General features: G+C 73.3%; 6 protein-coding genes. 3 read left to right on the top strand and 3 right to left on the bottom strand.

The window, feature by feature from the left end:
- Positions 1–45: 45 nt before the first annotated feature.
- The gene (locus tag ACGFZA_RS40840) at positions 46–234 is read left to right on the top strand and encodes an antitoxin (protein ID WP_393686042.1); all 189 of its coding nucleotides are present in this window, start codon (positions 46–48) and stop codon (positions 232–234) included.
- Positions 235–615: 381 nt separating this feature from the next.
- On the opposite strand, the gene ACGFZA_RS40835 is transcribed toward ACGFZA_RS40840, so the two are convergent.
- Complete coding sequence (locus ACGFZA_RS40835; RefSeq protein WP_393686040.1) at positions 616–786, bottom strand: hypothetical protein; 171 nt, start codon at positions 784–786, stop codon at positions 616–618.
- A 134-nt stretch (positions 787–920) separates the two neighbouring features.
- Between ACGFZA_RS40835 and ACGFZA_RS40830 the strand changes: the two genes are divergently transcribed.
- Complete coding sequence (locus tag ACGFZA_RS40830; protein ID WP_393686038.1) at positions 921–3,461, top strand: SpoIIE family protein phosphatase; 2,541 nt, start codon at positions 921–923, stop codon at positions 3,459–3,461.
- A gap of 77 nt (positions 3,462–3,538) precedes the next feature.
- Positions 3,539–4,753 carry a cytochrome P450 gene (locus ACGFZA_RS40825; RefSeq protein WP_385287028.1) on the top strand — a complete coding sequence of 405 codons (1,215 nt, stop codon included), beginning with the start codon at positions 3,539–3,541 and terminating at the stop codon, positions 4,751–4,753.
- Positions 4,754–4,823: 70 nt separating this feature from the next.
- Here the strand turns inward: ACGFZA_RS40825 and ACGFZA_RS40820 are convergent, their stop codons facing one another.
- Positions 4,824–7,931 carry a type I polyketide synthase gene (locus ACGFZA_RS40820; protein ID WP_393686084.1) on the bottom strand — a complete coding sequence of 1,036 codons (3,108 nt, stop codon included), beginning with the start codon at positions 7,929–7,931 and terminating at the stop codon, positions 4,824–4,826.
- A gap of 33 nt (positions 7,932–7,964) precedes the next feature.
- Positions 7,965–12,142 (bottom strand): SDR family NAD(P)-dependent oxidoreductase (locus tag ACGFZA_RS40815; RefSeq protein WP_393686035.1); only part of this gene is annotated, 4,178 nt, incomplete at its 5' end.

The raw sequence follows: 12,142 nt of genomic DNA, 5'->3' as shown, positions 1-12,142 counted from the left end.
ACGCATGGATGCTGGGAGGGTCAGCGTTCCATGAGGAGGAAAGTCATGAGCATGCTCGACAAGATCAAGGACCTGATCAAGGGGCACCCCGACCAGGCCCGCCAGGGAGTCGAGAAGGGTGGCGACCTCGTCGACAAGAAGACAGGCAACAAGTACGGCGGTCAGGTCGATTCCGCCCAGCAGAAGCTCAATGACCAGGTCGGCGAACGCCGTCCGCCCGACGGCGAACGGTAGAACCCCCGCACCCTCCATCAGGCCCCCGCCCGTACAGGCGGGGGCCTGGGGTCTGTCTTGCGAAGGCCCGTCGCGTGGCGAAGACGGCGACGGGGTGGCGGGTCGCCACGGGGCGCGGCAGGGCAGAGGGTGGCGCGGAAGCGACGGGTGCCGGACGGCACATGGTCCCGGGTGCCGCGACGGCGGATCGGCGGTGATCGCGGGCCCGCGCGGTCAACGGCCCGAGGCGCGGGCGCGGTATGCGGCGAAGCGGCAGCTGCCAGGTTCAGGTCGCTGCCGCTCCGCCGTCGTCGGTCTGTGGTTCGCGCCGGGCCGCCGCGGTCGTTGCTCGGTTCGCGCCGGAGTCGTCGCCGTCGTTCTTCGCGCCGGGCCGACCGAAGATCAGTTGTGGCCGAACTTCCGTTCGCGCTTGTGGGAGACCTCTTCGGAGATCGCCTTCACGGCGTCGGGTTCGGGCGTCGTGCCGGTCTGCGCCTTGGGTTCGGTGGCCGTGGAGTGCTCATGACCCCCGCTGCGGGCGCCGCGGTTGTGCCGGCTCTGCTTCTTGCCCATGATCGTGCCTCCTCGCGGATGTCGGAGGATGGGTCGTCTTCAGGCTTTCACACAAGGGTGAAGAGTGCATTTCGGTCAGTCCTGCCGGGTTCCCTGAAGTGCGCGGTACGGCTGCTGAGGAGCATGCTGGCTGTGTGACCTGGTACGGCGCTGCCCGGCGTGCACCGCTCAGTGCGAGCGGCAGTCTGTCCGGGAGACTGGACAACGGCCGGGCGCCGGACGAACTGTCCCTGGTGCTCGCGCAGGCTGTCGTGAACGCGATCGAGTCCGCCGGCGGACAGGCGGGTGGCATCTTCCTGCGCTCCCCCACCCCGGGGCTCCTGCGGCTGGCCGTGCTCGCCGGGCTGCCGGGGCCGCTGTTCCGTCCCTGGTGGCGGATGCATGTGAACCGCCCGTTCCCGGTCGCCGAGGCCTTCCGGTCGGGCCGCCCCGTGCACCTTGCCGACGCGGAGGAAGCGATGCGCCGCTTCCCGCAGCTGATGGCAGGCCTGCCGTTCCCCTTCGGCTCCCTCTACATACCGGTCTTCAGCGGCGGAGAACCGGTCGGGGTCCTGGCGGTCATGCGTGCGGCGACTCCCGGGAAGCCGGTGGGAACCGCCGACCGGCGCAGGCTGCGGAGCGTGGCCGAAGGACTCGGCTCCGCACTGGCCGGGCTGGAGTCCGCGGGGACGAAGGCGGAGTGGGACGAGGAGCCGCTTCCCGTTCAGCTTCCGGCAGGCAGTTCGCCACCGGTACGGATCGGCCGCTTCGACTGGGACCTCGAAAGCGGCGCCGTCGGTGCGGACGACGAACTGTGCGCCATTCTGGGCACCGGACCGGATGAGTTCCCGGGCACCATCGACGCACTGGCGGCACGGCTGGCCCCGGAGGACGTCTACGGGCTGTGGGCGCTGGGCCGCCAGGCGGTGGGCTCGGGCGGGCCGGTCGTCCGCAGGATGCGGCTGCGCGGCCCCGACGGACGCTCGCATCTGCTGGAGGTGTCCGGCCGCCGTGAGAACGCCGCGGACCCCGGCACCACGACCCATCTGACGGGGTTCCTGGTGGACCTCGGGATCGGCCCGGTCGTCGCGGAGGCGGCCGACCGGCTGCCACGCGGCATCTTCTCCCTCGACCGCTTCGCACGCATCACCTACATCAACCACCTGGCCGAGGAGATCCTCGGCCGTCCCCGGTCGGAGCTGGTCGGACGGGTCCTCTGGGAGGCCCTGCCGTGGTTCGCGAACCCCGCCTACGAGGACCACTACCGCGCCGCGATGCTCTCCGACGCACCGGTCCACTTCCTCGCCCGCCGCGCCGTCCCCCCGCCCTGGCTCTCCGTCTCCATGTACCCGGGACACGACGGCCTGACGGTCGTGCTCTCCCCGACCGAGCAGCCTGACTACACACCGGGATCCGTCGTCTCGCCCGGGCTGGGTCTCGGCTCGCCGGCCGACCGCTCCGCCGCGCTCTACCGGCCGGTCGCCCTGGCCATCGCGCTCACCGAGGCCGTCACCGCCCGCCAGGTGTCCGCCGTCGTCACCGAGGAGCTGCTCCCCGCCTTCGGCGGCCGGCAGCTCGCGATCTACCTGCTCAAGGAACACCACCTGTTCCTGGAGTGGGAGACCGGCTTCCCCCATGGCTTCCTGGACCGGTTCGACGGCGTCGCCCTGGACGCCCGTATCCCCGGCGTCGAGACCCTGACCACCGGACGGCCCATCTTCTTCGAATCCATGCAGCGGCTGGCCGCCGCGTACCCCGGCATCCCCATGGACGCCGACGTCGGCGCGCGTGCCTTCCTGCCCCTGATCGCCTCAGGACGGCACGTCGGCTCGTGCATCCTCGGCTTCGACCAGCCGCGCGGCTTCAGCCCGGAGGAGCGCACGGTCCTGACCGCGCTGGCCGGACTCATCGCGCAGGCGCTCCAACGAGCCCGGCGGTACGACACCGAGGCGGCCCTGGCCCGCGGACTGCAGAACGTCCTGCTCCCGCACCGGCTGCCCGTCGTGAACGGCGTGGACACCGCGGGCCGGTACCTCGCCGGCACCCAGGGGATGGACGTCGGCGGTGACTGGTACGACGTCATCGAGACCGGCCGGAAGGTGGCGCTGGTCATCGGGGACGTCCAGGGCCACGGTGTCGCGGCGGCCGCGACCATGGGCCAGCTGCGCAGCGCGGTGCGGGCCTTCGCGCTCAGCGGGCACGATCCGCTGGAGGTGATGACCGGTACCAACCGGCTGCTCATCGACCTCGACCCCGGCCAGTTCGCCAGCTGCTGCTACATCCTGATGGATCCGGCCACCGGCAGTACGCAGGCGGTGCGGGCGGGCCATCCGCAACCCGTGGTGCGCCGGCCCGACGGCGCGGCCGAGGTCATGGACCTGCCGGGCGGCATCGTCCTCGGGATCGACGCCGAAGCGTCCTACCCCGTCACCGAAATCCACCTCGCCCCCGGTGAGATGGTCGCCCTGTACACCGACGGCATGGTCGAGGAGTCGGGAACGGACATCGACGTGGGCGTCGAACGGCTGCGCAGCACGATCGCCGATTTCGGCCCGGCACCCCTGGCCGAAACGGCGGATCACGTGATCGGCCGCGCCAGGCAGGCGGCGGACCGTCCCGACGACATCGCCTTGCTGCTTGCCGCCCGGCGGACCGACGGTGCCGGCGCCGCGGCACCATCCGGCAGGCGGCTTTAGAACTCCTTAATGTGCCCTCCCGACACTGCCGGTTCACAACCGGGAACCCGGCTGTGAACCGAGTGCCTGGGGGCCGCATGAGCATCGACACCGTGACGACCGAGAACGTAGCGCTGCCGGAATTCCCCATGACGCGGGGCTGCCCCTACCACCCTCCGGCCGGGTACCAGGAGCTGCGGCAGGAGGGGCCGCTCGCGCGCGTGCGGCTGTACGACGGCCGCGTGGCCTGGGTGGTCACGGGCTACGAGGAGACCCGAAAGCTGCTCGTCGACCCTCGGCTCTCCTCCGACCGGACCCGCCCCGACTTTCCGGTGCTCGTCCCGCGCATGGCGGCCGCCAAACTGACCGCGCTGGTGGGGATGGATCCGCCGGAGCACGACATCCAGCGCCGCATGCTGATCCCCAGCTTCACGGTGAAGCGCGTCAACTCGCTGCGGCCCGCCATCCGGCGCATCGTCGGGGAGAAGATCGACGCCCTCCTCGCCGGCGGGAGGACCACCGCGGACCTCGTCCCGGAATTCGCGCTGCCGGTCCCCTCCACCGTCATCTGCGAGCTCCTCGGCGTGCCCTACTCCGACCACGACTTCTTCGAGCAGCAGACGAGCCGGATGGTGCAGGCGACCAGCACCGCGCAGGAGGCGTCCGACGCCAGCGCGGCCCTGGTCGGCTACTTCGGCGAACTCATCGCGGCCAAGGAGGCGAAGCCGGGGGAGGGACTGCTCGACGAACTGATCGTCGAGCGGCTGGCCACCGGTCAGCTGGAGCGGCTGGAGCTGGCCTCCATCGCGATGTTCCTGCTGGTCGCCGGGCACGAAACGACCGCGAACATGATCGGGCTGAGCGTGCTCACCCTGCTCGAACACCCCGACCAGCTGGCCGAGTTGCGCAACGATCCGGGCGTCGCGTCCGGGGCGGTCGAGGAACTGCTGCGCTTCCTGTCCGTCGCCGACGAGCTCCAGCGGGTGGCGGCCGCCGACATCGAGATCGGTGGGGTCGTCGTCAGGGAGGGCGACGGCGTCTATCTGCCGAACGCGGCCGCCAACCGCTCGCCGCAGGTCTTCACCGACCCCGACACCCTCGATGTCCGGCGCGGCACCCGCCACCACCTCGCCTTCGGCTACGGCGTCCACCAGTGCATCGGGCAGAACCTCGCCCGGGCCGAGTTGGAGATCGCCCTCCACGAACTCGCCACCCGCGTCCCGACGTTGCGGCTGACCGAGCCCCTCGATGCCCTGGGCGTCAAGCCGGGCGGATCCGTCCAGGGGGTGTTCCGGCTGCCGGTCACCTGGTGACCTCCGCCGTACGACGACGAGAGCCGGGGCCCTCCGCACAGGGCCCCGGCTCTCGTCGTCGTACGCAGCCCTAAGCGGCGGTCAGCTCGTCCCGGATGAAACCGGCGACGGCCGACGGCGTCGGGTGGTCGAAGAGCAGCACCGGCGGCAGCAGCAGCCCGGTCGCCTCGCAGAGCCGGTTGCGGACCTCCAGCGCGGTGAACGACGAGAAGCCGATGTCCAGGAAGTTGTCCTCGGCCGCGATCGACTCCGGTGAATCGTGACCCAGCACCTGCGCCGCATGGACGCGTACGAGATCCAGCAGCGAGCCTTCGCCGTTCAGGGCCCCCGGGGACTCCGGAGCCGCCGCCGCGGGCTCCGGTTCACGCCGCTCCTGCCGTGCCTCGCCCGCCGGCGCCGGCCACCAGTGGTGGGTGTGCTCGAACGGATAGGTCGGCAACTCGGCCGGAGGCGCCGCCTGTTCCGCGTACCAGTTCTCCCACCGCACCTCACCGCCCGCCGCGTGCAGGGCGGCGAGCGCCGCCGCGAAGGTCTCCTCGCCCCGGCGGTCGCGCACCTGAGAGGGCACGACCAGCGGTGCGGCCCCGGGCAGGGAGGCCGCCACCAGCGGGGTGAGTACCGCGTCGGGACCCACCTCCACGAACGCGGTCGCCCCGGCCCCGGCCAGGGTGGCCACCGCGTCGCCGAACCGCACGGCCGACCGCAAGTGCCGCGCCCAGTAGTCCGGTTGCCGCAACTCGTCGAGGCCGGTGAGCCGCCCCGTCAGGTCGGAGACGACGGGGATCAGCGGCTCGGAGAAACGCAGCCCCGCCACCACCGCACGCAGCTCGTCCAGCGCTCCGTCCATGTGCGGGGAGTGGAAGGCGTGACTCACGCGGAGGCGGTGTGTCCTGCGGCCCCGCTTCCGGAACGCGTCGGCGACCTCCGCCACCGCATCCGCGTCGCCCGAGACGACCGTCGAGAGCGGACCGTTGACCGCGGCCACGTCCACCCGGCCCGCGTACCCGCCGAGGACGTCGAGCACGTCCTCCTCCGAGGCCTCGCACGCCACCATCGCGCCACCGCCGGGCATGGCCTGCATCAGCCTGCCCCGCGCGGCGACCAGGGTGCAGGCGTCCTCCAGGGAGAGCGCACCCGCCGCGTGCACGGCGGCGAGCCCGCCGATCGAGTGCCCGGCGACCTGGCCCGGCGCCGGGAGCGACTGCTCCAGCAGCCGGAACAGTGCGGTCTCGACGGCGAACAGCGCCGGCTGGGCGTACTCGGTGCGTTCCAGCAGCGCCGCCTCCGGACTGCCCTCCGCGGCGAACAGCAGGCTCTTCAGCGGCCGCGCCAGGACCGGCTCGAACGCCTCGCACACCGCGTCGAGCGCCGTGGCGAAGGCCGGCCGCAGCTCGTACAACTCGGCGCCCATGCGCGGCCGCTGGCTGCCCTGCCCGGTGAAGAGGTAAGCCGTGGACGGGGCCGCCGCCGCACTGCCGTACACCGCCCGGGCCGGCCTGCCGCCCGAAGCCAGAGCGGCCAGCGCCGCCAGCTGCTCCTCGCGGCCGCCCGGCAGGACCACCGCACGATGACGGAACGCCGTGCGCCCCAGGGCCAGGGTCCGCCCCACGTCGTGCGCCCGCAGACCGGGCGCGGCGACCAGACGGGCGTGCAGCCGGCCCGCCTGGGCCCGCAGCGCCGACTCCGTACGGGCCGACAGCGGCCACGGGGCCGGAGGCTCCGGCAGCGGACGGGGCCCGTCCGCCGGGCCGCCGTCCCGCATCACGGAGTCCTCGTGTCCCGGCCCGTCCACGGCGTCGGCCTGTTCCAGGATGACGTGCGCGTTGGTGCCGCTGATCCCGAAGGACGACACCCCGGCGCGGCGCGGACGGCCCCGGTCGGGCCACGCGACGGCCTCGGTGAGCAGCTCCACCGAGCCGGACGCCCAGTCGACGTGCGGGGTCGGCTCCGTCACGTGCAGGGTGCGCGGCAGCACCCCGTGGCGCATCGCCTGCACCATCTTGATGACCCCGGCCACCCCGGCCGCCGCCTGGGTGTGGCCGATGTTCGACTTGAGCGACCCCAGCAGCAGCGGCTCACCCTCCGCGCGTCCCTGACCGTAGACGGCCAGCAGGGCCTGCGCCTCGATCGGGTCACCGAGCCGGGTGCCGGTGCCGTGTGCCTCCACCGCGTCCACCTGCTGCGGGGCGAGGCGCGCGGAGGCCAGCGCCTGCTGGATGACCCGGACCTGCGTCGGGCCGTTAGGCGCGGTGAGGCCGTTGCTCGCCCCGTCCTGGTTGACCGCCGAACCGCGCAGCACCGCCAGGACCCGGCGGCCGTTGCGGCGCGCGTCGGACAGCCGCTCCAGCAGCACGAGACCGACGCCCTCGGAGAACCCCGTGCCGTCGGCCGCCGCGTCGAAGGCCTTGCAGCGGGCATCGGGGGCCAGCCCGCGCTGCCGGCTGAACTCGATCAGCAGCAGCGGGGTGGCCATCACGGTGACGCCGCCCGCCAGCGCGAGATCGCTCTCACCGCGCCGCAGCGACTGCGCCGCCAGGTGCATCGCCACGAGCGAGGACGAGCACGCCGTGTCGAGCGTGACCGCCGGGCCCTCCAGACCGAGGTGGTAGGCGATCCGGCCGGATGCGACGCTCGTCGCGTTCCCCGTCATCAGATGCCCCTCGAACCCCTCGGGCACCTGCTCGGGCGGCGGCACGTACGCCTGCGACACCACCCCGGCGAAGACACCCGTACGGCTGCCCCGCAGGGAATCCGGGGCGATTCCGGCACGCTCCAGGGTCTCCCACGCCACCTCCAGGAGCTGCCGGTGCTGGGGGTCCGTCGCGACGGCCTCCCTCGGCCCCATGCCGAAGAACGGCGCGTCGAACTCTCCCGCACCCTCCAGGAAGCCGCCCTCGCGGGTGTACGCGGTGCCGGTGCGGTCCGGATCGGGGTCGTAGAGCCGCTCCGTGTCCCAGCCCCGGTCCCCGGGGAAGCCGGACACCGCGTCCGTCTCCTCGGCCACCAGCCGCCACAGCGCCTCCGGCGAGTCGGCGCCGCCCGGGAAGCGGCACCCCATCGCCACGATCGCGATCGGCTCGTGCTCCTTGTCCTCCAGCTCCTTGAGCCTGCGCCGGGCCTGCCGGAGATCGGCCGTGGTCCGTTTCAGGTAGTCGCGGAGCTTGTCCTCGTTACTCATCGCCATCGCCCTCTCGTACGCTGAAATGGCCTGTCATGACGCGCCCAGTTCCTCGTCGAGCGCGCGGAACAGCTCCTCGTCCGTCGCCGTCTCCAGATCGCCGTCCGGAGTCTGTGCGTCCCCTGCGGCCGGCTCCGCCGCTTGTTCGTCCCACCGCCACAGCGCCGCCCGCAGCCGCTCCCTGAGCGCGTGGAACCCGTCGCTGTCCACCGTGACGGACTCCAGCAGCCGCTCCAGCTCGGCGGCGTCCGTCCGCTCGTCCGGTGCCAGCAGCACGGACAGCTGCCCGGCGAGCGCGGTGGGCGTCGGGAAGTCGAACACCGTGGTCGTGGGCAGCCGCAGCCCGGTGGCCGCCGAGATCCGGTTGCGCAGCTCGACCGCCGTCAGCGAGTCGAAGCCGATCTCCTTGAACGCCCGGTCGGCGGTGATGTCGTCGGCCGTCAGATGCCCGAGCACGGCCGCCACCTGCTCACGTACCAGGGTGAGCAGTGCCTGCGTACGCTCGGGGCCGCGCAGGGACACCAGCCGGTCAGCCACCGAAGAGGCGGGAGCGCGCACGTCGCCCGCCGCCCGGCGCACGACAGGTGTCCGGACCAGCGAGCGCAGCACGGCGGGCACCCCGCCCGTCCCGGGCCCGGACTCGGCGAGCGCCCGAAGTCCCGCGCCGTCGAGAGGCGCCGGTACGAGCAGCGGCCGGCCGTCGGCCAGGGCGGCATCGAACAACGCCATGCCCTCGGGCACCGACATCGGGACGAGTCCGCCCCTGGCGATCCGGGCCCGGTCGGCCCCGGCCAGATGCCCCGTCATACCGCTGGCCGCCTCCCACATGCCCCATGCCAGGGACACCGCCGGCAGCCCGTGCGCCCGTCGGTGCGCGGCCAGGGCGTCCAGGAACACGTTGGCGGCCGCGTAGTTGCCCTGCCCCGCGCCCCCGAGCAGCCCCGAGGCGGAGGAGAACAGCACGAACAGGGACAGGTCCAGATCCCGGGTCAGCTCGTGCAGGTTCCACGCCGCGTCCGCCTTGGGCCGCAGCACCGCGCGCACCTTCTCCGGAGTCAGTGAGGCGAGCACCCCGTCGTCCAGCACCCCGGCCGCGTGGACCACGCCGGTCAGCGGATGCGCGGACGGCACGGCGGCCAGCACCGCGGCGAGCGCCTCCCGGTCGGCCGTGTCGCAGGCGGCGATCCGTACCGTGGCGCCGAGCTCCGTCAGCTCCGCCCGCAGCTCCTGCGCCCCCGGGGCTTCGGGGCCCCGGCGGCCCGTCAGCAGCAGATGGCGCACCCCGTGCCCGGTCACCAGATGGCGGGCCAGGGCGGACCCCAGGGTGCCGGTGCCGCCGGTGATCAGGACCGTACCCTCCGGTGCGGTGCGCGGCGGCAGCGTCAGCACCACCTTGCCCACCTGACGGGCCTGCCCGAAGTGCCGGAACGCGTCGGGGGCGCGGCTCACGTCCCAGGTGGTGACCGGGACCGGGGACAGCGCGCCCTCCTCGAAGAGCGCCAGAACCCGCGTCAGCACGGCACCGACGCGGTTGGGGTCCATGTCCAGCAGCTCGAACGGCTGGTACGTGACGCCCGGCCGCACCCCCGCGATCTCCTCCGGGTCCCGCAGATCCGCGATGCCCATCTCGACGAAACGCCCGCCGGGCGACAGCAGCCGCAGCGAGGCGTCGATGAACTCCCCGGTCAGCGAGTTCAGGACGACATCGACCCCCGGCGCGGGCGCGGTGCCCGCACGGCCGGTCACGTCAAGAACCTGTTGCTCGAACCCGGTCGTACGGGACGACGCGATGTGCTCCGCGTCGAGCCCGAGCGCCCGCAGCGCGCCCCACTTCGCCGGGCTCGCCGTGGCGAACACCTCGGCCCCGACGTGACGGGCCACCTGGAGCGCCGCCATACCGACACCACCGGCGCCGGAGTGGATGAGCACCCGCTCGCCCCGGCGCAGCCCCGCCAGCTCGACCAGTCCGTAGTAGGCGGTGGTGAACACGGCGGGCACGCCCGCGGCCTCCGCGTACGACCAGCCCCGGGGGATCCGGGCGATCAGCCGCCGGTCGGCGACGGCCAGCGGTCCCACGGCACCCGGCACCAGGCCGAACACCCGGTCGCCGACGTCGAGGTCGTCGACCCCGGGCCCGGTCTCGACGACCGTTCCCGCCGCCTCGGTCCCGAGCGGAGCGCCGGCCGGCACCATGCCCAGCGCGGTCAGCACATCGCGGAAGTTGAGCCCGGCCGCCCGGACCTCGACCCGCACCTGCCCCTCGGACAGGGGCGCCTCGGCGGCGGGGTGGGCGACGGCCCGCAGATCGTCCGGCGACCCGCCGGGTGTCTCCAGCCGCCACCCGGCCACGCCCTCGGGCGGGACGACGGCGCCGGACCCGGCATCCGCCCTGCGCAGCCTGGGCACCAGGATCCGGCCGCCACGCAGGGCGAACTGCGGCTCATCGGTGGCGACAGCGGCGGCCAGGACGTCCTGGGACGCCTGCTCCCCGTCGGAGTCCACCAGGGTGATGCGGCCGGGATGCTCGGTCGCGGCCGACCGCACCAGCCCCCACAGCGGAGCGGCGGCCAACTCGACGGGGTCACCGGCCCGTGCCGCCACGGACCGGCGGGTGAGCACGACCAGACGGGTCTCCGGCCGGTCCTCGTCGGCCAGGTGGTCCCGCAGCCGGTCGAGCAGCCGCTCCACGGCGGTACCGGCCGCGACCGGAGCCGCCCCCTCGAACGGGGCCGTGGCGTCCAGCACGTCGAACGTGGCCGTGGCTCCCGGGGAGGGCTCCGCCCGCTCCGTCCACTCCAGCGCGTACAGCGAGTCGGCGGCGGAGGATCCCGGCGCGGCCGGCAACTGACCGGGGGCGACCGGCCGCAGGGTGAGCGTCTCCACGCTCACCACGGGCGCGCCCGCGGGGTCGGCGACCGCGAGCCGGACCGTGTCCCGGCCCCCGTCACCGGGGGAGACCGTCACCCGCAGAGCGGTGGCGCCGGTGGCGTGCAGCGCGGCCCCCGACCAGGAGAACGGCAGCCGGATGCCCTCCCCGAGGAAATCACCCAGCCCCAGGGTGTGCAGGGCCGAGTCCAGGAGCGCCGGGTGCAGCACGAACCGGGCTGCCTCCGCGTGGAGTTCGGGGGCGAGTGACACCTCGCCGTACACGGTGTCGCCCGAACGCCAGGCGGCGGTCAGATTCCGGAAGGCGGGGCCGTACTCGTATCCGAGTGCGGCGAGTTCCGTGTACAGCCCGTCGGTGTCGAGCGCGGTGGCACCGGCCGGCGGCCAGAGCTCCCCGTCGTCCTCGCCGGACGTGAGGGGCGCGGTCTCCGCCGCGGCGAGGAAGCCCGTGGCGTGACGGGTCCACCCCGGCGCGTCGCCCAGCACATCGTCCGCCGGCACGTCGGGCCGCGCGTGCACGGCGAGCTGCCGCCGCCCCTGTTCGTCCGGTGGCTCGACGGTGACCTGGATCCGTACCCCTCCCCGCTCCGGAACGAACAGCGGTGCCTCCAGAGTCAGTTCGTCCACCGCGTCGGCGCCGGCGTGCCGCCCCGCCTGGAGCGCCAGCTCCAGCTGGGCGGTGGCCGGGAGGAGTGGAGTGCCGCTCACGGCGTGGTCGGCGAGCCAGGGGTGGGTGCGCAGCGAGATCCGGCCCGTGAGGAGCAGCGTGTCGCCCTGGGCGAGCGTGGTCGAGGCGGCCAGGAACGGATGGTCGGCGGAGTCCACCCCGAGGCTGCCCGCGTCGCTGTGCGCGGCGGGCCCCTCCAGCCAGTAGCGCCGCCGCTGGAAGGGATAGGTCGGCAGATCGGTGGCCCGCCCCGCTGTGGCGGGCAGGGCGGGTGTCCAGTCGACGGGGGTGCCGTGGGTGTGGAGGTGGGCGAGGGAGAGGTGGAAGCGGTGGAGGGTGCCTTCGTTGCGGCGGAGGGTGCCGGTGATGAGGGCGGTGGTGTCGGTGGTGTCGGCGGTGTCCTGGAGGGCGGTGGTGAGGACGGGGTGCGGGCTGACTTCGATGAAGACGGAGTGCTCGGTTTCGAGGAGGGCGCGGACGGCCGGTTCGAAGAGCACGGGGTTGCTGAGGTTCCGGTACCAGTAGTCGCCGTCCAGTTCCGTGGTGTCGATGAAGGAGTTGGTGAGTGTGGAGTAGAAGGCGGTGGTGGTGGGTTGGGGGGTGATGTTGTGGAGGAGGGTGTGGAGGGTGTTTTGGAGTGGTTGGACGTGGGGGGTGT

The sequence above is a fragment of the Streptomyces sp. NPDC048211 genome, from assembly GCF_043202315.1.
Lineage (GTDB): Bacteria > Actinomycetota > Actinomycetes > Streptomycetales > Streptomycetaceae > Streptomyces.
The sequence above is the reverse complement of the archived record's forward strand: the minus strand, read 5'-3'. Positions and strand labels throughout refer to the sequence as shown.